The organism is Paenibacillus sediminis (genome assembly GCF_017873765.1).
GTDB lineage: Bacteria > Bacillota > Bacilli > Paenibacillales > Paenibacillaceae > Paenibacillus_AG > Paenibacillus_AG sediminis.
Map to the genome: position 1 here is coordinate 24,447 of NZ_JAGGKP010000012.1, position 23,242 is coordinate 47,688.

A 23,242-nucleotide genomic window follows, 5' to 3' on the forward strand; every position below is an offset into this window, starting at 1 on the left:
ACTGGAAAAACCCGCATCATAAGCGGGTTTGTATTTTTTTATTGCTATCTGATCATTAAAAGGGTATCAACATTGTAAACGGCCGCTATTTTTGAATAATATCCATAAGTTTGTTGTATTCTTCTTTGGTTAAATATTTAGAGAGCACCTGCTCCATTTGATGCAGTTCTTCCTCCGTCAGACCGCTTTCCATTTCGGCCGAAATGTTCTGTATTTCCTCCTGGGGCACCTTCTTCATTAGGATGTTAAATATTTGATCTTTGTCCTCTGTTGATAATTGTTCCTTTTTCTGAGTCATTTCGTCAGGCGAGACAACCACTTGATCCGTAGAAGCTGATTGCTCGGCCGTGCTTGAAGCTCTGCCCATGACCTCGAGGGAATCCTCAGGCTTGTTCCCCCCATTAGTTGCTCCATTATCGTTACTGCGATTCTGTGTACCCGCTTCCGAATGAGTATCATCCGCAGTAGAAGCCGAGTTCTCTTCACCAGTCGAAGCTGGGCGATCAGCTTCTGTGTTCATTGGAGCTATGGAAGAATTATTGCTTTTACCGGTGAACATTTGATTCAGCATGCTGCCGAAGGTGAAAGAGTTCCCTTCAAGCGTAATATGAAAACTCGATAGAATCGATTTGACATACGTATTCACAACAAAAGCGGTCGTTAGTATGGTCAGCGAGCTGACCAGGATGACAATGAATACCGTCTTAGAAAGCCACTTCATAAATCGCACAGTTTTGTTCCCCCTTGTTCCACGCCTATCTAGACCTAGAAAATTGTTATATTTCCCAGTATTGCCGCGAATGCAGGTTCTATGCTTACCCGGCATAAAAAAATCCCTATATCCACGATGGATATAGGGATCAATGAAATTGAGAGGCTTCTACGTTATTATTAGTAGATTGGAAGCACTCGATTTGTCTGTGAACGATTGCGTCCAACGGAGAAGATAGCAATAGGAATACCTGTCAGCTCAGAGACACGACGAACATAGTTACGAGTCGTTTCCGGCAGATCTTCAAGCGTCTTGGCACCGGAAATATCCTCAGACCAACCCGGCATTTCTTCATATACCGCTTCACATTCAGCTAGCATTTTCAGACTTGCTGGGTAGTGAGTGATATACTCTCCGCGGTATTTGTAACCCGTACAAATTTTCACGGTTTCAAGCCCAGTCAATACATCCAATGAATTGAGAGACAATCCCGTAATTCCGCTGACGCGGCGCGCATGACGTACAACAACGCTGTCAAACCAACCAACGCGGCGAGGACGGCCCGTCACCGTTCCATACTCGTGGCCTTGCTCGCGAATGTAGTCGCCGATTTCATTGTTCAGCTCAGTTGGGAACGGCCCGTCACCAACACGCGTCGTATACGCCTTAGCTACGCCGATAACTTGCTGAATTCTCGAAGGTCCTACACCAGAGCCGTTACATACACCGCCTGCCGTCGGATTTGAAGATGTAACAAACGGATATGTTCCTTGATCGATATCGAGCATCACGCCTTGTGCTCCTTCAAAGAGCACTTTGCGATTTTCATCAATCGCTTCATTCAGTACAACTGAAGTATCTGTCACATATGGTCGAATGAATTCGGCATATTCCAAATACTCTTTTAAAATTTGATCGCTATCTAGCGGCTCGCCGCCGTAAATTTTGGTGATGATTTCGTTTTTCTCTTTAACAGCGTGACGAAGCTTCATTTCGAACTCTTCGGCATCTAGCAGGTCTGCAATTCGGATTCCGCTGCGTCCAGCTTTGTCCATATAAGCTGGCCCGATACCTTTCTTCGTCGTACCGATCTTGTGCTCGCCTTTGCGATCTTCTTCAAGCGCATCAAGCACCATGTGATACGGCATAATGACATGAGCTCGATCGCTGATTTTTAAATTTTTCGTGGAAAAACCATTATCATGAATGTACTTGATCTCTTCGATTAATGCAGCCGGATTTACAACCAATCCATTACCGATCACGCACGTCTTGTCCTCATAAAATATTCCGGATGGAATCAGAGTCAGTTTGTACTTCTTATCGTCAATCAGAATGGTATGACCAGCATTGTTGCCGCCTTGATACCGGGCCACCACATCGGCGCTCTCTGCAAGAAAGTCTGTAATTTTGCCTTTGCCTTCGTCTCCCCATTGTGTACCCACAACGACCACTGTTGACATGTTCATTCCCCCGTAGGTGCATTTGCTTGCACCAAATTTTTAATCTTCACTTCATAGCTGTTTTTAGGACGGAGTCGCACTCGTATTATGAAGCAAATTTCCGTATAAAAATCATTATTCCCGTTCTAAACAGCAATATCAGTTTATCAGCACGGAAATTTAAAGTCAAATAAAAAAACGAACAATCATATGCCTTAGCATACAATTGTTCGGATTTTACACATTATATTAACCTGCAAAAGATTCTACATGATTTCGTTCGTAGTTCGCGAACTTATTATAGTTCTTCAGAAAGACCAGTTCGACAGTTCCAACAGGACCGTTACGTTGTTTAGCGATGATGATTTCGATAATGTTCTTCTTCTCCGTCTCTTGATTATAGTAATCATCACGGTACAAGAAAGCGACAATATCAGCATCTTGTTCGATAGATCCGGATTCACGAAGGTCGGACATCATCGGCCGTTTATCTTGACGTTGTTCAACGCCCCGGCTTAACTGTGACAACGCAATAACAGGTACTTCAAGCTCACGGGCAATTTGCTTAAGCGTACGAGAAATTTCAGATACTTCCTGCTGACGGTTCTCACCTGGTTTGCCGCGTCCCTGAATGAGCTGCAAATAATCGATGACAATCATCCCGAGACCTTTTTCCTTCTTAAGCCGTCTGCATTTGGCACGAATGTCAGCTACAGTAATACCTGGTGTATCATCGATATATATTTCAGCTTCTGACAACGCTGCAATGCCCATCGTCAGCTTGTTCCAATCATCATCCGTTTTGAAATCCCCGGTACGCATAATTCCCGCATCTAAGTTCGCTTCCGCACAAATCATACGCTGAACAAGCTGCGCCGCTGACATCTCCAGACTGAAGATCGCTACCGTCTCTTTCGAGCGCACGGCTGCATTTTGCGCAATGTTCAGGGCAAATGCCGTTTTACCCACAGATGGACGAGCCGCCACAATAATGAGATCACTGCGCTGAAATCCCGATGTCATCTTGTCCAAATCAACAAAGCCTGATGAAATACCGGTCGTTCCGCCGCGGTTCTGATGCAAAGTTTCCACACGTTCAAATACATCCATCAGCACATCACGAATCGGAATAAAGCCGCTGCTTGATCTGCGGTTCGAAATTTCTAATATTCGTCTTTCCGCATCGCTAAGCAGATCTCCGACATCTTCGCCGCCATTATAACCTTCACTTACAATTTGCGTTGCCGTTCGAATGAGACGGCGCAGCATCGATTTCTCTTCGATAATTTGAGAGTAATAATCGACATTCGCCGCTGTCGGAACAGCATGCGCTAATTTAGCTAGGTAGCTGACACCGCCAATATCTTCGAGCTGCCCTTTATCCTGCAGTCTCGCCGTCAGTGTAACGAGGTCAATGGGCTGCCCCTCTTCTCCGAGCTGCACCATCGCCTCAAAGATCATCTGATGAGGCTTATCGTAGAAATCTTCGGCTTGCACCCGCTCCATCACTGTGATCAGCGCTTCAGACTGCAGCAGAATAGCACCCAGAACAGCTTGTTCTGCTTCTAAATTTTGCGGTGGAATTCGATCGAAAAAGAGTTCGCCCGCCATTTTATTCCTCCGTTACTTGAACTTTAAGTGTTGCTTTCACTTCAGGATGCAGTTTTACAGGCACCTGTGTCACACCTAGTGTTCGTATTGGATCGTTTAATTCAATTTTACGTTTATCTATTTTTATGCCCAAGCCTTGCAAAGCTTCGCTAATTTGTTTACTTGTAATAGCGCCGAACAGACGTCCGCCTTCACCCGCTTTTGCTTTGAGCTGAACAGTCATTTCTTCAAGCTTCTTGCCAAGCGCCTGCGCTTCTTCTTTCTCTTGCTGTTTGCGTTTTTGTTCTGCTGCCGTTTGATGTTCGAGCGTCTTCATATTACCTTCTGTCGCAGGACGAACTAGACCTTTTGGCAGTAAGAAATTGGTTGCATATCCTTCAGAAACTTCTTTAACTTCCCCTTTTTTGCCTTGTCCTTTAACGTCTTTCAAAAAAATGACTTTCATTCGAACAACCCCTCTTCCTTATCAATTTCAGCTAGCACTTCCAATAACTTTTGCTCGGCTTCAGCCAGTGTACAATTAAGCTGCGCAGCCGCGTTCGTTAAATGTCCGCCTCCGCCCAGACGTTCCATAACGACTTGAACGTTCATTTTCCCTAAGGAACGAGCGCTAATACCGATCAGCCCATCCGGGCGCTGGCTTATGACAAACGACGCGTACACGTCCGTCATATTAAGAAGCGTGTCCGCAACCTGTGCAATGGTGAGTTGCGGCACTTTATGATCCGGCTCCACAACCGCAAGCGCGATATTGCCATAAATCATTTTTGTACGTTTAATAATCTCTGCTTTCTCAATGTACTCTTCCAAATCTTCCTTCAGCATACGCTGCACCAGAATTGGATCGGCGCCATTTCTTCTAAGAAAGCTGGCTGCTTCAAACGTACGAGAACCAGTATGAAGCGAAAAATGCTTCGTATCAACTGTAATTCCTGCCAATAGTGTCGTCGCTTCAAGTGCGTTTATTTTCACTTTTTCATGAATATATTGAAGCAGCTCCGTCACCAGCTCGCTGGCAGATGAAGCATAAGGCTCCATATAGACAAGTACAGCATCGTTAATAAATTCTTCGCCGCGGCGATGATGGTCAACGACTACGACCCTTGACGCCTCATGCACAAGTTTGGGCTCCATCGTCATTGAAGCTTTGTGTGTATCCACCACGACGAGCAGCGTATGTTCCGTCATCATTTGGAACGCCTGCTCCGGTGTAACGAAACTGCTTGCTATCTGTTCTTCCTTCTCAATAAGATCTAGCATGTTCTGAATCGAAGGATTCGGTCTGTCAAGGACGATATGAGATTCTACATTATACATTTGAGCGGCCTTAACAACGCCAATGGAAGCTCCCAGTACATCCATATCCGGCATTCGGTGTCCCATCACAATAACCCGGTCGCTCTCTTGCATCAAATCGCGCAGTGCGTGCGCAATGACCCGGGCCCGAACACGGGTCCGCTTCTCAACCGCATTCGATTTTCCTCCGTAGAAGGATAGACGCTGCCCGGCTTTTACTGCAGCCTGGTCACCGCCGCGGCCAAGCGCCATATCCAAACTGGATTGTGCGAGCTCACCAAGCTCAGTAATACTGTCCGATCCAAAGGCAAGGCCAATACTTAGCGTGAGCGGCACTTTCAGATCAGCTGTCATCTCACGCACTTCATCCAGTATGACAAAACGGCTATGTTCGAGCTCTTTAAGCATTTTCTGATTTAACAGCATGAGATAGCGATCCGATGATAGGCGGCGTAAATAGACATTATACTGTTTACCCCACTCGATAATGCGCGTAGCTACTTTGGCAATAAGAGCCGTCCGCTGCTGATCATCCATTCCTTGTGCCGCTTCGTCTATATTATCCATCATAATGATTCCGATCGCGAGCTTCTCGTCCTCGTACTTATTACGAACAACGGCAAATTCCGTAATATCGCGGATATATATGAGCCGTTCATCATGAAGGATCGTCAGTTCAAAAGTAGAATCCCCATGTGTAATTTCAGTAACTGTCTCTTTGCTTAGCATCTTTCCATCCCAATCACGAGAAGGAGATGGAAGCTTAGGGAACAATTCTGCGAGCGGCGTTCCGATAAGCGACTCGGAATCGAACATATGACTTACATAGTTGTTATGCCATTCTACCGTTCTGTCTTCGCCGTAAAGCACAATCCCAAAGGGTAATGTACTAACGACTTCACCTTCAATCCGCTGAATTCGGAATGACAAATTGACAACGTACTCCTCCAGCTCTTTACGGAACCTGCGTTCTGCTTGAACCATCGATAAGCTTACGATGCCAACTAAGAAAAGGCTTGCTGCCCCTAGTATCCAATTATACCAAGATATCAAAATGACAAGCAGCAGCAGAAGCATAACCGCCCAGACACTCTGGTAGCCGTGCCAGCGTTTTTGCAAAAATTTCGGCATGACTTCTCACCCTATCTTCTTGGTCTTGTAATCATCTCACGCATAGGAAAAGCAAGGTCCAAAATACCAATAATTCTTAACACCGGTAATAATGGATGCAGTAACGCAAGCGGAATCGCTAACAGCACAGGAATGGCCGAATTCCATTTTCTTACGTGAGCGATGAAGAATAAGAACCCAATCGCTTGGATCGAGAAACAGACATTAATGATCGGCGTTAGATTTGCTGCAATCATGTTCACAAAATGGTTGTCTGAATCCTTAGCAATCAGTTCAAATATAAATCCAATAAAATAATACAAAATAATCGTTCTTGGAAGTCTCCAATCTTTAGCTGGCTTCAGTTTAGGCACAGAATGACCCAAGCTTTCGATCGCTGGCCTTGCAATCGCGTGCGTAATAATCGCCATAAAAAAAGAACTAATGATTAATCCGTAAGGAATCATTTGTACGGTTAGATCTGATAGTTGCTCTGTCGTTTCGGGAGTCCAGCCAAAATCGCCGGCAAGTGTACCCCCTCCCGACACACCTGACAGCGGATCTGAAGTCATATCAACGACATTTGTGAACAAATCATGAATCGTTCCAGACAAATCGACTTGATAGACAGTGGTAATGATAAGAAGCATAATTAACGATTCCGCTAAAATAGTCACCATACCTGCCATAATCGTTTGCAGAGCTGGGGCACGTTTCTTATATAGCCTTCCCATCACAATCGCTGGAATTAAAAAATAAGTGGATAATAGTAAAATTACAGGCCCTGCAATAAGTGCAGCAGCAAGCCAAATCACGACAAGGTGCAATATAAATTGCTTCGTTGATAGCGTCGTGTAGAGCACCACAGCCGGTAACACCAAGAATAAACCGGTAATTACGGTGAGTGGAGTTCCTAAAGAGAGCAGGAGGAGCAAATATGCAGCACTCCATGCGAGCGATGTCCAGCGCAATTTCAAAATGTTTTCACCTCTTACGCATATGTTCTTCTAGCGCGGAAATATCTTGGTACCAATCTTCAAGCTGGTGCCCTTCTTGTTTATGCCTTTTTAGTTTATCAATGATGGCATCATCTAAATCGAGGTATGACACTCCGAGTCTGCGTCCTAGAATGTAACTACTTACGATTAAGCTGGCGAGACTATCTGCCACACGCCCTGTGCTGCCTTCCCACAATGCCTTGAACAATCGGGATACATGATCGACTACTTCGGTTTTGAGCCATTCAATCACTTTAGCACGTTTGGCTACATCCATTTCTTTATGCATTTTCGGCAATGTCACTCTCCCTAAAAAAAGCTTTATTCTCCATTATAACATAAATAAACGGCCCTCACACCAAGCGGGGACCGCACAATAATAAGGCTTGAATCATACATGAGCGGAGTTAGCCGATTCTGTCTGCTCGCGTGATACAAACTTCTCACAATATTCAATAATCTGACTGCGTCTCACAATACCGATAAAACGGTTCATATCATCGACGACCGGCACAAAGTTCTGAACTTTCACCAGATTAATCAGATCCTCCATATTCGCCTCAATCGACACTGGCTTTATATCCATTTTGAGCGGCACCTCTTTTAACAAAAATTTTGAAGCGTTCTCAAAATTGACCTGACCATTAGAGTTCTTCATATACCATAATAGATCACCTTCCGTGACCGTACCAGCGTATTGTCCTTCTTTATCCAAAATAGGTACTGCAGTGTAACGATGGTGCTCCATCCGCTCCAGTGTCTGCCTGAGCGTAGAATCCAAAGTCAAATAGGCTACTTCCTGTTTAGGCAGCAGAAAAAAAGCAATATTCATAAAAATCCTCCTCGTCCTTTGGCAAGGTTCCCCTAAATCATACGTATTCATACCCATTCATGTTCCATAAAATAACGCAAAAATCAGCAGCCGAATATAGGATGGCTACTGATTTCATTGTACACATGTATGGCATGACTGTTCAAGAAACAACCTAAGGCCATAAGAGATATTGCTCAGCTCTTTTATACAAGATGGCATGCTACAAAGTGATTTCCACCCATATCTCTATATTCCGGCACTTGTTCTTTACAAAGATCTGTCGCTACCGGGCACCGAGTATGGAACTTGCAGCCCGAAGGCGGATTAGCGGGACTTGGAATATCGCCTTTGAGAACAATCCGCTCACGTTTCAGTGTCGGATCAGGAATCGGAATAGCCGATAAAAGTGCTTTTGTGTAAGGATGGAGCGGATTTCGGAAAAGCTCGTCCTTACTTCCCATTTCGACCATTGACCCTAAATACATAACGCCAATGCGGGTGCAGAGATGCTTCACAACGCTCAGATCGTGCGAGATGAACATATATGTAAGGTGCTTATCCTGCTGCAAATCACTAAGCAGGTTAATAATTTGTGCTTGGATAGACACATCCAGCGCAGAAACGGGTTCATCCGCAACGACAAATTCCGGATTTAAAATGAGTGCGCGTGCTATACCGATCCGTTGCCGCTGTCCTCCTGAAAATTCATGAGGATAACGGTCGTAATGATAATGTGCGAGTCCGCAAATTTTAAGTGTTTCAATGACTTTATCTTTGAGATCCTTCCGGTCGACCAATCCATGATCTAATAACGCTTCTCCTATCGCTTCCCCTACTTTAATTCGCGGATTAAGTGAGCTGTATGGGTCCTGAAATACAATTTGCATTTTAGGACGAAGTGAACGCATACTGTTTCTCGATAAGCCGTGAATATCCTGTCCCTTATAAAGAACAGTACCCGATGTTTTCTCAAGCAGACGCAAAATCGTTCGTCCAACGGTGCTTTTTCCGCAACCAGATTCACCTACTAAACCAAAAGATTCACCCCGGTGGATCTTAAATGATATATCATCAACTGCCTTCACGTTGCCGACCGTTCTCTGAAGAACTCCGCCAGTAATGGGAAAGTATTTTTTTAAATGATCGATTTCTAATAGAGCTTGACTCATTGTGCCTTCCCCTCCTCTTCATACAGCCAGCAAGCTACTTTATGACCGTTCACGTCTTTCCTTAGCGGAGGCTGCTTCTCACGGCAAATATTCATACAAAAAGCGCACCGTTCATGAAAGTGACAGTTATCGCCAAGTTCAATAGGGTTAGGTACCTGACCTGGTATAGAATATAATCGTTCCTGCTCTTGATTGATAATAGGTTTAGCCTTTAACAAACCTTGTGTATATGGATGTTTCGGGTTTTTATATAAATCGAGAACGTGAGCTTCTTCAATAACCTTGCCTGCATACATGACAATAACGTAATCCGCCATCTCCGCGACAACTCCAAGGTCATGTGTAATGAGCATAATTGATGTTTTGAACTTATCTTTAATATCGCGCATTAAGTCTAAGATTTGGGCTTGGATCGTTACATCGAGCGCGGTTGTAGGTTCATCAGCAATTAACAGCTTCGGATTGCAGCTAAGTGCAATCGCAATCATAATGCGCTGGCGCATCCCGCCGCTCAGTTCATGCGGGTAGGAATCAAAAATTTTCTCAGGTCTTGGAATGCCAACCAGACTAATTAATTCAATAGCCCGCTTCTTCGCTTCCTTCCGGTCAAGAAGCATATGGAGCATAAGCGGCTCTACAATCTGCTCACCAATCGTCAGCACGGGATTTAATGAGGACATCGGCTCCTGAAAAATAATAGAGATGTCATTGCCCCGAATTTGGCTCATTTCTCGTTTCGAAAGCTGAAGTACATCTTTTCCTTCAAATAGAATTTTACCTTCAACTAGAGGTGTATCAATTAAGCGCATCAGCGACATCGCGGTAACGCTCTTTCCGCACCCAGATTCACCAACGACACACAGCGTCTCACCCTCCCGTATGCTAAAGGTCACATCATCAACGGCTTTTACGGTACCAGCAGATGTATGAAAATACGTTTTTAAATTATGAAATTCCACTAGATCTTTTGCCATATCGCATCTCCTACTTCTTCATTTTGGGATCCAGCGCGTCACGAAGAGCGTCACCGATCAAGTTGATCGCTACAACAGTAATGAGAATGCATATTCCTGGTGGGATCCAAATCCACGGTCTTTTCCGAAAATCGATTAGACTGTTGGCAGCCGAAATCATATTACCCCAGGATGGAGTCGGTTGAACTACACCAAGGCCAAGAAAACTCAAAGCCGATTCCGTTATAATAGCGCCTGCGACGGAAAGCGTAGCCCATACAATAATGATCGGAATGGTGTTTGGCAGCAGGTGACGGAATATTTTACGATGGTCACTAAGCCCGAGTGCTTCCGTTGCCTGCATGAACTCCTGCTCTCGAAGCGTAAGAATTTGGCCTCTTATAAGCCGAGAGAGATAGGGCCATTGGAGTAATCCGATGATGAGCATCAAGAAATAAATGCGATGAGATGGATCAACCTTTAAATCGGATAGGACCGCACCCAATATAATTAAAATAGGGAGCGTTGGTAATGCCATAATGATATCTGTAATCCTCATGGTAATCGTGTCGACACTCTTCTTATAAAACCCGGAGAGAGCGCCTAAGGTAGCTCCGATAACGACCGCAATCGTTGTAGCAACGACACCAACCAATAATGATATTCGTCCCGCCAGCATCATGCGTAGCAGAATATCCCTTCCAAACTTGTCAGTACCAAGCCAGTACCTAGCATTCGGTGATTGATTTTTATCCGCCAAATTATAATCGTACAAGTTATACGGTGAAAATAATGGTCCGATAAAACAAATGAGGAACATCATTATTAAAACAAAAAGCCCAATTAAAGCGAGCCTATTACGTGTAAACCTACGATAAGCAATTCTCCAAGGAGAATCTGGCTTCTGCTTTGGAACTTCGACATTCGTGTTTAAAGGTGCAGATGCTAGGGACAATTGAATCTCCTCCTACTTTAAGCGAATTCTTGGATCGGCCACTCCATAAAGCACGTCGGAGAGCAGATTACCGAGTAGTGTTAGAACGGCAATGAAGATTGTGAATCCAAGCATAAAAGGATAATCGCGCATATTAATCGATTCAAGATACACCTGTCCGATACCTGGCCACACGAAAACTCTCTCCAATATGATCGCTCCGCCAAACAACGCCGGTAATTCAAATCCCAAGAGTGTAATCGCTGGGAGCAGCGCATTGCGAAGCGCATGCTTGAATATAACAGTTCGTTCCTTAAGTCCTTTGGCACGTGCAGTACGGATATAGTCTTGACGGATCACTTCGAGCATGCTCGTACGGAAATAGCGTGTCAAGCTACCTGTACTAAGCATCGTCAATACTAACGTTGGAAGGAACATATGTTTAGCCACATCAACGATGTGAGCCCAACCGTGAGCATTAATCCCAGCCGTCGTCATTCCCCCAACAGGGAACATTTTAAATTCAAGGGCAAACAGTTTAATAAGCAGAAGACCAATGAAAAAAGAAGGAAGAGACATACAAATAAAGATGAGTAAGGTTACTATTTTATCAAATAAGGAGTACTGGAACTTAGCTGAGAAAACTCCGGCAAACACCGCAATAAGCCAGCTTAGAACCAAAGTACAGAAAGCGATAATAAATGAATTCCATACATAGTTATTCATCACTTTCGTAACGGGCTGCTTATGTGATAGAGAATCTCCGAGATTGCCCTTTAACATGTTGCCCGCCCAAACAAAGTATCTTTCTACTACCGGCTTATCCAAACCGTAAATTTGCCGAAGCTGAGCAGCCTTCTCTTTAGACATATTCGGATTATTCTGGGCTGTTATATAGTCGCCTGGAACCATGGCGGAAATTGCAAACACAATAATGGATATTCCGATCAATGTCGGAATGATTTGCAGTAGCCTTCTAATCATGTACTGCCTCATACTATTCCTCCCGCCTTATAGTTGATATGCTCAGCCCTTCCGGGCTGAGCATATAGTTCATGCTGATTTATTCAAGTTCAGCTGTGTAAAGCGAATAAATGAAGTCTTTGTATGGAGTAATTTCTAGGCCGTTAACTCTACCGTTAATTGCCCACATATCTCTTCTTTGGTACATGAAGATGGCTGGCAAATCTTTGTTCAATTCTTGATACAATGCTTTGTAGTCTTCTTTACGTTTATCGAAGTTGAGTTCCTTCTTACCTTTGTCAGACCACTCATCAACTGTTTTGTTGGAGTAGCCCACGTCATTTTGTGCGCCTTTTGTAATATATACTGTGCTGTCCGGATCTGGGGTTAATCCCCATGCCGCGAAGAACATATCAAAATCGCCTTTGTCCTTCTTATCCATGATGGCGTTGAAATCGAGCGTTTCAGCAGCAATATCGATACCAAGTTCTTTATAGTTCTTCGTCATGATTGGCAACAGCGCATCTACGACCGGGTTATCCGCTGTAGCTGAGAAATTGATTTTGAACTTCTCTCCATCTTTCTCGCGAATGCCGTCAGCACCCACTTTCCAGCCAGCATCATCCAGAAGTTTCTTCGCAGTGTCCATATTGAAATCATATGGTTCAATTCCTTCATTTGTATATGCCCATGACACTTTAGACTGAGGAATGTTAATGACGTCGGCAAATTTACCGTATACGCCTTCCACAATTTCTTTACGGTTCAAACCATATACCAAGGCTTGACGAACTTTTTGATCTTGGAATTTCTTCTCTTTAAAGTTGAATGCAACATATCCATACCCGTTTGTTGGGAAGATGTTAACGTCAAGGAAACCCATTCCTTGTAATTCATCTACGTTGTCCTGGTTAACCGTAACATGGTCCATATCAATTTCACCGGACTGCAGCATGGCAAGTTTCGTTTCGTCGGTCGTCGCTTTATAGATCAGATTTTTGATCTTAGGCGCTCCTTTAAAATAGTTCGGATTTGCTTCCAAATCAGCTTCTTGCCCTGGAGTAAAGCTCTTTAAGATGTATGGTCCGCTTCCAAGCGGCTTGTCGTGCAATGCTTTGATATACTCAAGATCGCCTTGTTTATAACCTTTACCATAGTAAGCTTCCGGAATAAACGGAACCGTTCCAAGTGTGTCCCTCGTGTATGCAGTAGGTTCAGTCACTTCGATTTCTATCGTGTTATCATCGATAATTTTAATGCCTGAAATATCTTTAGCTTTGCCATCGTGATAATCTTGTCCCCCTTTGACTTTGAAAGAGAGTATATCAATTGGTCCATCGTAGCTTGCGTCATGCAATACTTTCAACGCAAAGGCGTAGTCCTTAACAGTGACTGGCGAGCCATCTGTATATTTCACGCCTGGTTTCAGATGGAATGTATATTTCAGTCCATCTGGGGATACATCTATGCTGTCAGCAAGGCTGTTCTCATAAGTACCGTCACCTTTGACTTGTAAGAAGTAGTCAAATATAACGTCAAAAACATATTTGTCATACGTTGTCTCGCCATAAAGTGGATTAAATACCCCTTTAGGCGATGTCATACCTACAATTAAAGTATCCTTGCGGTTTGCAGCAGGCGCTGGATTCAAAGACATATCAGCTGCCTCATACAATCCTTCACTTCCTGCTGGAGTTGCTTCCTTAGCAGGTTCTGGTTGTGGTGTAGTCTCATCTGCTGGTTTAGCAGGTTCTGTCACCGTCTCCCCTGTAGTCGCTGGTTCGGCTGTCTTTGAACCGCCGCAAGCTGCGAGCACGCTGAAGGACAGCAACATCATGACTAGCAATAACGACATTCTCTTTCTCATGCAAACCCTCCTTAGAATTTTTGATAAAGCTTATAAATTATTAGGATAATAAAAAAATTATCCATAAATAATTATCTTATTAGCAGCTTTCAAATCTGGTAGGAAGTTGCCGCGGATACCGCGTCTTAATGACTGAGAAATTATGTAGTTCATTCTTATTAAAAAAAAATAATATTCAAAAATGTTAATGTTGAGTAAATTAATGTAAATAATAGGCGATAATTTAACACAGGTCAATACAAATTTTGAAATTTATAACAAAAATAATGCTTCGTTCAAAAATGATGAATTAGTGTAAGAATAAACGATATAAATTAACTTTTATGGAGAGAATTCATGAAGGAAATTAACTTTTTAATAGGAGCTCAGTGCAGATAAAAAGCATTTAAATTCAAAACGCTTACATATATTATGTATTTATATCCTAATATTGTAAATATCTTTTTTTCATATTTTATGTTGCGCAGGTCACTCATAGAATCACAATACAAAATCTGCAACACCAAGTGATATAGAGTCTAGTGATTTTTATGCACATGTGTACATAGGAAAAACAAAAAGACAGCTGGTTTCCCAGCTGCCTCTCTTCTATTTCAACCTTACTCAGTTGTGTAAGGAAGCAATGCGATTTGGCGAGCGCGTTTGATCGCGATCGTCAACATACGTTGATATTTTGCACTAGTGCCAGTTACACGGCGTGGCAAAATTTTACCGCGTTCGCTGATGAATTTCTTCAGCAAATCAGTATCTTTATAGTCAATGTGAGTAATTTTATTCACAGTGAAGTAGCATACTTTACGACGTTTGTTACGGCCACCGCGGCGCGCTGGTCTTTTGTCGTCTCCGCCTTCTTTTTGTTTAAAGCTCATTCTATTCAGTCCTTTCCGTTATTAAAATGGCAAATCATCATCCGAAATATCAATCGGTTTTCCGTCATCGGAAAAAGGATCCTGATTGCTGCGTGAGAAGTTGTTGTTGCGACTTTCGCCGCCCCCTCCAAATGGAGATTCCTCTCGCATTCCACCGCTGCTACCTTCACGATTTGACGATTCTAAGAAACGAACATTATCAGCAATAACTTCAGTCACGTATACACGTTTACCTTCGTTATTCTCATAATTCCGCACTTGAATGCGCCCTTCTACAGCCGTCAAACGGCCTTTACGTAAATAGTTAGCGCACGTCTCCGCCAATTGTCTCCAGGTTACGACCGGGATAAAATCTGCTTCTCGTTCTCCGCCTTGTCCTGTAAAAGGACGATCAACGGCAAGCGTAAACTGCGTTACAGCAACACCAGATGGTGTGTACCGCAATTCCGGATCACGAGTCAGCCGGCCGATTAGAATGACACGGTTTAACAATCCAATCCCCCTCCTTTGAGCGATTCATTTCACTAATCACGAGATGTTCCATTAAGCTACGTCGTTCGTAATGAGATAACGAATGACTTCGTCAGAAATTTTCATGAGACGTTCAAGTTCAGTAACTACCGCTGGTTCAGCGTTGAAGTTAACTAGAACATAAACTCCATCACGGAATTTTTTAATCTCATACGCAAGACGGCGTTTACCCATCACTTCGTGTTTAGTAATTTCGCCACCGTTGGAGATGATGCCTTGGAATTTTTCGACGGTTGCTTGAACAGCTTCTTGTTCAAGGTCAGGACGAATAATGTACATCACTTCGTATTTGCGCATATCTTTCACCTCCTTTTGGACTAAGGCCCTCAATCTAAGTTGAGAGCAAGGAACGAGCACAAACTCGCACCAAATAAATATAACAAAAAGCGGGGATGCTTGCAAGTCCTTCATTCGTCTGTGACACATGAATATATAGGAACGTGTACACAATAATGTTGCAGCAATAATCCATAAAGGAGGTTGATCTCATGGGTGAACAAACTGAATTTGAACCAGGTGATAAAGCACCGAATGATGGTGTATATATGGAGGTCGGTGAAAAAAGTTTCCATACGGAAATTCAAAATCCTAAGCGCATAAAGCTGCAGGCCGGTGAAACATTTCCTGAGACGACAAACAAAAATCGTAAGTGGAAAAAGATGACCAAAGCGCGCGTCCATTAATTTCACTAAGAACCCGCGTATAAACTTTTTAGTTCAGGTCATAATAAACTCTGACGGTGGAATTAGCGAGGTGTGGTTCCGTTGAACACTGAACAACGCATAGGAGATCTAGTCTAATACGCATAGGAAGCGAGGGGACGTGCCAAAGACACTATAGTCATTAGCACAAGTATTGCCTAAACAATACACCTAATGTTTCAATGATATGTTGTATGATGATGAGTTCCGTTTCAAAAATGATCACCGTCCCAAATGGAGGGCCTGAAAAGGTCCTTCTTTGGTTATTTATTCAAATAAATAAAATACCCTTCACATTTATGTGAAGGGTTCATTTTATTATAGGAGTTGTTCATTGTGGCGGAAAGGGTGGGATTCGAACCCACGCACGCCTGATGACGCCTAGCTGATTTCGAGTCAGCCCCCTTGGACCTCTTGGGTACCTTTCCGCAGCAAAAGTGATTATACCAAAGCTCGGATCAAATTGCAAGAGAAATGATGTCAATGGTCTCGCAACTCCAATGTATTACGTTACACTATACTCCCACTCTGATCCGTGTCTGAGGCTGAAGATCGCAACACTTTTTTTAAGTTCTTTTCGAATTTTGCACGCGGAATCAACACGCTATGTTTACATCCCACACACTTGATTCGAATATCCATACCCATCCGGATAATTTCCATTTCATTGGTGCCGCATGGGTGGGGCTTCTTCATCTGCACAATGTCGCCAAGTCCAAATGTTTTCCGTTCCATTCTGGGCTCTCCTCCTCTACTTTTGTCTCATGAGTGAAAGGTTACTGCAGTGCTTGTCTAATTTCCTCTGTCTGCTCTAAAGCTTTTCTTACTTCCAATTGAATTTGTCTCTCTACCTTCTCTTTCGTATTCGGCATACATTCTGCTGCAACTCTAATAACGAATTCTGAAGTGCTTAACGACTGTACCCCAAGTACATCTGGCATACTTAATACATATTCATTTCGTTCTGTCAGCCCGCTAACCGCTTGCTTAATAATGCTGATCGCTTCTTCTAAATTACTTTCCGTTTTCCAAGGAATATCTACAACTGCTAGTGCATTCGACAATGAATAATTGGTTACGCTCGTAATCAGACCGTTCGGAATAATATGAACTTCTCCTGTCCAGCTTACAATTCGGGTAGTACGTAGACCAATCATTTCTACCGTTCCTTTGTAAGAGCCTGTCTGAATGACATCCCCTACAGCAAACTGGTCTTCTAAAATAATAAAGAAACCCGTTATAACATCCTTCACTAAGCTCTGTGCGCCAAAACCGACTGCAAGTCCAATGACACCTGCTCCAGCCATCAGCGGTCCGATTTTTACACCGAATTCGGTCAGAATGAGCATAATCATGAAAAAGTTACATACAAACGACGTCACATTTTTGAGCAGTTCACCGACGGTTACAAACCGTCTCGGGTTCATATTCAAACGACTCTTTTCTTGACGCTGCATGGACCGATCAATAATTCGATCTACAATGACAATAGCGAGTCTTGTCATAATAAAGATAAAAACAATGCGTATCCCAGAAAAAAAGACACTTTGCCACATGGCCGAATCGGTAAACAATTTCCACATTTGTTCCTTAAACGTTATAGCTTCTTGAATAGCTTGTTCCGTATTTTCAACTTTTAAGGGTATTATCATTTGCTCGTCTCCCCTCTATAAGTCGATGTTATCATACCCATTTCCATTTTTAAAATAAATACCTCTGATCTCGACCTGCTCATCACGAATAATCATCTTTACCGACTGCAGATGTTCCGGTGGAAATTGAATGGATAGTGCGCATCCTGCCGTAATTTCTTTGGGTGTAGGAAATAAATCGATTTCAATTTCTGCATATTCTAACAACATTTCCGCCCTAAGCGCCTGCTGAGTGGAATCAAAGGCCATCAAGAACCACGAATCCATATCATTTCCCCCTAACCATTTTCGTGAGAAGTCTGTATATTTTAGTGTCTATGAATTTCTCTATTGAAGTATAGTAAGGCGAAGTATAAAAAGGGGCTTCCATCCATATACTAGTTACTACCATCTGCATACGAAAGGAAGATTATATGTCCCATATTGGCCAATCCCCTAATACAGAAATCTATCCTTCACTAAAAATTTCCCACACAGATCCAAGTGTACATACTGCTATTATACACCGGCTGTTATTTCATTTATCTGAAACGGCTTCAAAGCAGCACATTGTCGTTGTTTGTATTGGTACGGATCGTTCCACTGGCGATTGTCTAGGACCTCTAGTTGGTACTGCGCTTGCTAAATTCAACAGCCCTTTATTCCACCTCTATGGTACTTTGGACGAGCCTGTGCATGCAATGAATTTACAAGAAACATTAAACACGATTCATGAACAGTTTTCAAATCCATATATTATTGGCATTGATGCATGCTTAGGTCAGACTTCCAGTGTTGGCTGCATACAAGTAGCACAAGGCCCTCTCAAGCCCGGAGCAGGCGTACATAAAGAATTACCGCCGGTCGGCGATATCCATTTAACTGGGATCGTCAATGTCGGCGGCTTTATGGAATACTTCGTATTGCAAAACACACGTCTTAGTCTTGTGATGCGTTTATCTGATATTATTGCCAGCAGTCTCTATTCTGCAATTAAAGAATGGCATTACCGTGCTATTCCTCTTGCAGGGCTAGAGTAATTGCCTCTTTCTCTTCAGGGGAAAGCGAGAACATCGATTCTCCGCCTTTAATCTGTTTGGAATACATGAGTGAACCATCACGGTTATATATGCTTGTAATGACGACTCCATCTTGTTGTTCATTTAGAATAGCAAGGGAAAAGCTAAGTTCACTGCCGTGCTCAGCAAAAGCATTGTAGCGTTTCATTCCAACTTTTGCTTTCATTTTACGCGCCTTCTCTTGAAGTGCTCGAATTTGTTTCTGCTGAGCTTCTTGCCCCTCTTCAATACGATCAAGCTGCAATTTTAAATCAATCAAATAGGACTCCAAGTTTTCAACACCGCTGCCTGACATCATGAGCTCATATTTACGGCGCATTTTTCTAAGTTTACTTCCTTGAGCAATCATCACAATGAACATGACAAAAACGATAAAAATCAAGACACTTACAATCGAAAATATTTGCCCCATGATGAGTGCGTTTAATTCTGCCATTCCTCTTCCTTCTCCTCTTACTCGTTTCTAAATCTTGCTGATATGTCGCAGCGCCTCAAGCAATACATCAATATCATCATTTGTCGTATCATATCCAACACTAGCTCTTACCGCACCGGTTTTCAGTGTATCTACTACACTATGTGCTAATGGAGTACAGTGAAATCCAGCTCTTACCGCGATACCAAATTCTTGGTCCAAACGAAAAGCAATTTCTGAAGAGTCCTTACCCTCCATTATAAAAGAAACAATCCCTGTTCGCTCTTCCCCCATTTGGGGACCGAAAACCTTGATATCAGTAATATGCCCCAAACCATCCATTAGCCTTTGAGTCAGCCTCCACTCTTGTTCATACAAGCGTGAAGTCGTATAATTCAAAACCGTTTGTACGCCCGCATGTAGTCCAGCAATTCCAACCGTATTTGGCGTACCTGCCTCATATCGATCTGGACGTACACTTGGTTGATCTGTATCGATGGATTGACTGCCCGTCCCTCCATGCAAGAGCGGTGTTAGATCGATATGTGGTGCAATATATAACCCGCCTGTCCCTTGAGGTCCTAAAAGTCCTTTATGCCCAGGAAAAGCGAGTAAATCAATATCCATATCATTCACATCAATGTTAACAGTTCCTGCGGTTTGTGCAGCGTCAACAGCAAATACAGCGCCATGCCGATGAGCCATATCCCCTAGTTCTCCAACAGGTAAAATGCTTCCAAGCAAATTGGAGCTGTGATTACATACGACCAACGACGTATTCGGACGAAAAGCCTGTTCAACTTTTTTAAGGTCGATCGACCCTTCCTCATTTACCGGAATATAATCCACTGTTACACCCTTAGTTCTTTTCAAATATTCCAATGGCCGTCTCACAGAATTGTGTTCAATCATCGTTGCAATAACATGGTCACCTGGCTTAATCCATCCTTTAATTGCGAAGTTAAGTGCCATGGTTGTATTGGAAGTAAACACAATATCATTAGCATTTTTAATGTGAAATAATTCGGATAGTATTTGTCTTGTTCGAAACAGCACTCTGCTTGCTTGGACAGCCATAGCATGACTTCCTCTTCCGGGGTTGGCCCCAGCTTTAATTAAAGCCTCTTGCATCGCCTTGAACACTTCTGGCGGTTTGGGCCAAGACGTCGCAGCATGATCTAAATAAATAACTGGATGATCATTATTCAGCAAGCACGTTTACCCCCTTAGACAGAAGAGTGACATATCTTAATTTCTCCAACTGGGAGCGTTAGATATGCCACTTTTTTCATTACTGAAGCAGTTCCAAAAGCCGTTCCAAGTCCTGTTTATTATAGTAGTTAAGCTCTATTTTACCCTTATCTTTGTTATGTTTAATTTTCACTGTCGTTTTAAAACGTTCGCGTAGCGATTCTTCTAACTGTTCAATATAAGGGTCTTTTTTCTTCGTTTTCGCTTTTGGTTTATCGCTCGTTTTATTCTCCAGGTTCTTGACAGCTTCTTCAAGCTCACGAACGCTCCATTCATTCTCAATGGTTTGTTTTGCAAGCTGTTTGACAAGCACAATATCTTTTATGCCGACAATGGCTCTCGCATGACCCATCGATAATGTTCCACGTGAAACAAATTCTTTCACTTCTTCTGGGAGTGATAATAATCTCAGAAAATTAGCAATGTGAGAACGAGATTTGCCTACTTTCAGTGATAGCTCTTCTTGGGTTAAAGAAAATTGATCCATTAATCCTTGATATGCCGAAGCAATTTCAATGGCATTCAAATTTTCCCGTTGCAAATTTTCAATCAACGCAATTTCCGTTACCTGCTGATCCGTAAAATTACGAACAACTGCCGGAATCGTAGCATTCCCGCAATATTGAGAAGCTCTAAATCTCCGCTCACCCGCAATAATTTCATAACCTTTCAATACACTGCGAACAATGATGGGCTGAATAACGCCATGCTGGCGAATCGACTCGGCAAGTTCTTGAATAGAGTTCTCGTCGAACGTCTTACGCGGCTGATATGGATTAGGACGCAGCTGACTCAGAGGGATTTCTACGACCTTGTCATCATCATTGATTGATAGCGAAGGAATTAGGGCGTCGAGCCCTTTGCCCAGTCGTTTACTCATAAGAAACCACTTCCTTTGCCAACTCTAAATACACTTCTGCTCCCTTAGAACGAGGGTCATATGTAATAATTGACTGTCCATGAGAAGGTGCTTCACTTAAGCGAACATTACGGGGAATGATTGTTTGGTACACTTTCTGCTGGAAATACTTTTTAACTTCTTCTATTACCTGAATACCAAGATTTGTCCGAGCATCGAACATCGTAAGCAGAACACCTTCAATTTGCAAAGAGGTGTTAAGTTGTTTCTGAACAAGTCTAATGGTATTCAGCAATTGACTAAGTCCTTCCAAAGCATAATATTCACACTGAATTGGAATGATGACCGAGTCGGCAGCTGTTAAAGAGTTGATCGTAAGAATGCCGAGTGATGGCGGGCAATCAATAAGAATGTAATCATATTGATTTTTCACTTGATGAAGCGCCTTTTTCAAACGAACCTCACGAGAAATCGTCGGCACAAGCTCAATCTCTGCACCCGCAAGCTGAATTGTAGCCGGAATAATCCGCAGACCATCAATTCCTGTCTCCGCAATGGCTTCCTTCGGCTCGATATCATTGATGAGGATGTCATAAATACAATTGGCAACATCCGCTTTATTAATCCCCACTCCGCTTGTGGTGTTCCCTTGTGGATCGATATCAACTAATAACACACGCTTGCCTAGTGATGCTAACGCAGCACCTAAATTGACTGATGTAGTCGTTTTACCGACCCCACCCTTCTGATTCGCTATTGCAATGATTTTAGACAATCCATTTCACCTCAATATATGGAGATCTTTTTGTAGGGTTGTAAGCATGACAGATTAAACAAGAAGTGAGCTACAAAAAGAAACAAAAAGCGGCTATAATGCCGCCCTAACAGCGCTGCTCATCTGACTATCGTTTCGGAATCTTGATAACAATCTCATAGTGATCTTCGTGATCTTGTTCGGTCGTTTTAATAGCCATTCCCGAACCAGATACCATATCGATGGATTGCCGAATCGTATTTAAGGCAAGACGTACATCTTTCGTAAACGAAATGCGCTTCGATTTTTTCTGTTTTGCTGCTTCTTTATAAAATGCTATTCTTGCTTCTGTTTGTTTTACGTTAAGTTCTTTGGAAATGATATCTTGCAAAAGCTTCAACTGTAATTCTTCGTTATCCAAAGATAGCAGTGCTCTAGCATGTCTTTCTGTAATTTTGCGGTTGATAAGCGCTTCTTTGATTGGTTCAGGCAGATGAAGAAGGCGAATCTTATTAGCAATCGTTGATTGACTCTTGCCAAGGCGCTGCGCCAAGCTTTCTTGCGTTAATTGATGAAGTTCAATCAGCTTCTGGTACGCAATCGCTTCTTCGATTGGTGTAAGCCCTTCACGCTGCAAATTTTCAATCAAGGCGATCGATGCTGCTTGTGAATCGTTAAACTCCCTGATGATGGCTGGAATCGTCTCAAGTCCGAGCTTATTAACTGCGCGCCAGCGACGCTCACCAGCAATGATCTCATACTTGTTGTTGCGAAAACGAACGACAATCGGCTGAATTACGCCGTGCGTTTTAATGGTCTGACATAGCTCTTCGAGCTTCTCATCATCGAAGATGGTACGGGGTTGATATGGACTCGTTACTATTTCGTCAACTGGAATTTGCTTGACTTCGTCCCCGCTGCTTTTTTCAGTCAAACCAAACAACCTAGAAAATTGTTCTTTCATTCCGTAGATTACCACCTAATTTCATAATAGCACAATAAATTCCTTGTGCTTCCATTAGATAAACAAACTATGTAAGTAGAAGCGGCTCTGTCTTCTGTAGGCAGGAGCTTATCCGCTTCTTTCAAATGAATAATAAGCAGAGTGAATCTATTACTTATTATTCAAAAATAAAGTGATAAATACAAGAGAATTATTCATTATTGATATGAATATTCTGTATATTCTATTCTATCACTTTTTGGTTAATAATCCTATTCTCTTATTGAATGTTTTTTCCTGCAATTGTGAAATTGCAATATCAACCAGAAGAATTAAAATT

26 protein-coding genes and 1 tRNA gene are annotated in these 23,242 nt (G+C 42.7%); 2 read left to right on the top strand and 25 right to left on the bottom strand.

Annotation, left to right across the window (positions count from 1 at the left end):
* Window positions 1-85: 85 nt before the first annotated feature.
* The 16 genes from J2Z20_RS15455 to rpsF all read right to left on the bottom strand — a co-directional run bounded on the left by J2Z20_RS15455 (window position 86) and on the right by rpsF (window position 15,566).
* The gene (locus J2Z20_RS15455) at window positions 86-730 is read right to left on the bottom strand and encodes a hypothetical protein (protein WP_209852350.1); all 645 of its coding nucleotides are present in this window, start codon (window positions 728-730) and stop codon (window positions 86-88) included.
* A 161-nt stretch (window positions 731-891) separates the two neighbouring features.
* Entirely contained in the window at window positions 892-2,175 is a 1,284-nt protein-coding gene (locus J2Z20_RS15460) for an adenylosuccinate synthase (protein WP_209852354.1), read from the bottom strand.
* A gap of 228 nt (window positions 2,176-2,403) precedes the next feature.
* Window positions 2,404-3,765: a replicative DNA helicase gene (gene dnaB, locus J2Z20_RS15465; RefSeq protein ID WP_209852359.1), complete on the bottom strand. Its 1,362-nt coding sequence runs from the start codon at window positions 3,763-3,765 to the stop codon at window positions 2,404-2,406.
* A gap of 1 nt (window position 3,766) precedes the next feature.
* Window positions 3,767-4,210: a 50S ribosomal protein L9 gene (gene rplI, locus J2Z20_RS15470; RefSeq protein ID WP_209852361.1), complete on the bottom strand. Its 444-nt coding sequence runs from the start codon at window positions 4,208-4,210 to the stop codon at window positions 3,767-3,769.
* Window positions 4,207-6,192 carry a DHH family phosphoesterase gene (locus J2Z20_RS15475; protein WP_209852364.1) on the bottom strand — a complete coding sequence of 662 codons (1,986 nt, stop codon included), beginning with the start codon at window positions 6,190-6,192 and terminating at the stop codon, window positions 4,207-4,209. Before J2Z20_RS15475 ends, rplI begins: the two co-directional genes overlap by 4 nt.
* An 11-nt stretch (window positions 6,193-6,203) precedes the next feature.
* Window positions 6,204-7,148, bottom strand: a complete 945-nt coding sequence (locus J2Z20_RS15480; protein ID WP_209852367.1) for a DUF2232 domain-containing protein — start codon at window positions 7,146-7,148, stop codon at window positions 6,204-6,206.
* A gap of 7 nt (window positions 7,149-7,155) precedes the next feature.
* On the bottom strand, window positions 7,156-7,458 hold the full coding sequence (locus J2Z20_RS15485; protein ID WP_209852473.1) for a MazG-like family protein: 303 nt from the start codon (window positions 7,456-7,458) through the stop codon (window positions 7,156-7,158).
* Between the two features lie 102 nt (window positions 7,459-7,560).
* Window positions 7,561-8,001, bottom strand: a complete 441-nt coding sequence (locus J2Z20_RS15490) for a CBS domain-containing protein (protein ID WP_209852370.1) — start codon at window positions 7,999-8,001, stop codon at window positions 7,561-7,563.
* A gap of 185 nt (window positions 8,002-8,186) precedes the next feature.
* Window positions 8,187-9,152, bottom strand: a complete 966-nt coding sequence (locus tag J2Z20_RS15495) for an ABC transporter ATP-binding protein (protein ID WP_209852372.1) — start codon at window positions 9,150-9,152, stop codon at window positions 8,187-8,189.
* Window positions 9,149-10,126 carry an ABC transporter ATP-binding protein gene (locus J2Z20_RS15500; protein ID WP_209852375.1) on the bottom strand — a complete coding sequence of 326 codons (978 nt, stop codon included), beginning with the start codon at window positions 10,124-10,126 and terminating at the stop codon, window positions 9,149-9,151. Before J2Z20_RS15500 ends, J2Z20_RS15495 begins: the two co-directional genes overlap by 4 nt.
* A gap of 10 nt (window positions 10,127-10,136) precedes the next feature.
* Window positions 10,137-11,060 (bottom strand): oligopeptide ABC transporter permease, encoded by a 924-nt coding sequence (gene opp4C, locus J2Z20_RS15505; protein WP_209852378.1) that lies wholly within the window; start codon window positions 11,058-11,060, stop codon window positions 10,137-10,139.
* Window positions 11,061-11,072: 12 nt separating this feature from the next.
* Window positions 11,073-12,035: an ABC transporter permease gene (locus tag J2Z20_RS15510; RefSeq protein ID WP_209852381.1), complete on the bottom strand. Its 963-nt coding sequence runs from the start codon at window positions 12,033-12,035 to the stop codon at window positions 11,073-11,075.
* 67 nt (window positions 12,036-12,102) lie between these two features.
* Window positions 12,103-13,869 carry an ABC transporter substrate-binding protein gene (locus J2Z20_RS15515; RefSeq protein WP_209852383.1) on the bottom strand — a complete coding sequence of 589 codons (1,767 nt, stop codon included), beginning with the start codon at window positions 13,867-13,869 and terminating at the stop codon, window positions 12,103-12,105.
* A 599-nt stretch (window positions 13,870-14,468) separates the two neighbouring features.
* Window positions 14,469-14,738, bottom strand: a complete 270-nt coding sequence (gene rpsR, locus J2Z20_RS15520) for a 30S ribosomal protein S18 (protein ID WP_209852386.1) — start codon at window positions 14,736-14,738, stop codon at window positions 14,469-14,471.
* A gap of 21 nt (window positions 14,739-14,759) precedes the next feature.
* Window positions 14,760-15,230, bottom strand: coding sequence for a single-stranded DNA-binding protein (gene ssb / locus J2Z20_RS15525; RefSeq protein WP_209852389.1), 471 nt, complete (start codon window positions 15,228-15,230; stop codon window positions 14,760-14,762).
* 51 nt (window positions 15,231-15,281) lie between these two features.
* Window positions 15,282-15,566, bottom strand: coding sequence for a 30S ribosomal protein S6 (gene rpsF, locus J2Z20_RS15530; RefSeq protein WP_209852392.1), 285 nt, complete (start codon window positions 15,564-15,566; stop codon window positions 15,282-15,284).
* Between the two features lie 191 nt (window positions 15,567-15,757).
* Between rpsF and J2Z20_RS15535 the strand changes: the two genes are divergently transcribed.
* Window positions 15,758-15,952, top strand: coding sequence for a YjzC family protein (locus J2Z20_RS15535; RefSeq protein ID WP_209852394.1), 195 nt, complete (start codon window positions 15,758-15,760; stop codon window positions 15,950-15,952).
* A gap of 355 nt (window positions 15,953-16,307) precedes the next feature.
* On the opposite strand, the gene J2Z20_RS15540 is transcribed toward J2Z20_RS15535, so the two are convergent.
* The 4 genes from J2Z20_RS15540 to J2Z20_RS15555 all read right to left on the bottom strand — a co-directional run bounded on the left by J2Z20_RS15540 (window position 16,308) and on the right by J2Z20_RS15555 (window position 17,889).
* Window positions 16,308-16,398: transfer RNA gene (locus J2Z20_RS15540), tRNA-Ser, on the bottom strand.
* An 82-nt stretch (window positions 16,399-16,480) separates the two neighbouring features.
* Window positions 16,481-16,705 (bottom strand): DUF951 domain-containing protein, encoded by a 225-nt coding sequence (locus J2Z20_RS15545; protein WP_209852397.1) that lies wholly within the window; start codon window positions 16,703-16,705, stop codon window positions 16,481-16,483.
* Window positions 16,706-16,746: 41 nt separating this feature from the next.
* Complete coding sequence (locus tag J2Z20_RS15550; RefSeq protein ID WP_209852400.1) at window positions 16,747-17,622, bottom strand: mechanosensitive ion channel family protein; 876 nt, start codon at window positions 17,620-17,622, stop codon at window positions 16,747-16,749.
* A 15-nt stretch (window positions 17,623-17,637) separates the two neighbouring features.
* The gene (locus tag J2Z20_RS15555) at window positions 17,638-17,889 is read right to left on the bottom strand and encodes a putative Se/S carrier protein (RefSeq protein WP_209852403.1); all 252 of its coding nucleotides are present in this window, start codon (window positions 17,887-17,889) and stop codon (window positions 17,638-17,640) included.
* Window positions 17,890-18,035: 146 nt separating this feature from the next.
* On the opposite strand from J2Z20_RS15555, the gene yyaC reads away from it, so the two are divergent.
* Window positions 18,036-18,641: a spore protease YyaC gene (gene yyaC, locus J2Z20_RS15560; RefSeq protein ID WP_209852407.1), complete on the top strand. Its 606-nt coding sequence runs from the start codon at window positions 18,036-18,038 to the stop codon at window positions 18,639-18,641.
* On the opposite strand, the gene J2Z20_RS15565 is transcribed toward yyaC, so the two are convergent.
* From J2Z20_RS15565 to noc, 5 genes are all read right to left on the bottom strand, one after another.
* A complete protein-coding gene (locus J2Z20_RS15565; protein ID WP_209852410.1) occupies window positions 18,616-19,116 on the bottom strand; it encodes a DUF4446 family protein in 501 nt (166 codons plus the stop codon). The genes yyaC and J2Z20_RS15565 overlap by 26 nt on opposite strands.
* A gap of 27 nt (window positions 19,117-19,143) precedes the next feature.
* Entirely contained in the window at window positions 19,144-20,307 is a 1,164-nt protein-coding gene (locus tag J2Z20_RS15570) for an aminotransferase class V-fold PLP-dependent enzyme (protein WP_415640037.1), read from the bottom strand.
* A 79-nt stretch (window positions 20,308-20,386) separates the two neighbouring features.
* Complete coding sequence (locus tag J2Z20_RS15575; protein WP_209852413.1) at window positions 20,387-21,226, bottom strand: ParB/RepB/Spo0J family partition protein; 840 nt, start codon at window positions 21,224-21,226, stop codon at window positions 20,387-20,389.
* The gene (locus tag J2Z20_RS15580; RefSeq protein ID WP_209852416.1) at window positions 21,219-21,980 is read right to left on the bottom strand and encodes a ParA family protein; all 762 of its coding nucleotides are present in this window, start codon (window positions 21,978-21,980) and stop codon (window positions 21,219-21,221) included. The genes J2Z20_RS15575 and J2Z20_RS15580 overlap by 8 nt, the downstream gene beginning before the upstream one ends.
* Window positions 21,981-22,107: 127 nt before the next feature.
* Window positions 22,108-22,923, bottom strand: a complete 816-nt coding sequence (gene noc, locus J2Z20_RS15585; RefSeq protein WP_209852419.1) for a nucleoid occlusion protein — start codon at window positions 22,921-22,923, stop codon at window positions 22,108-22,110.
* Between the last annotated feature and the right edge of the window lie 319 nt (window positions 22,924-23,242).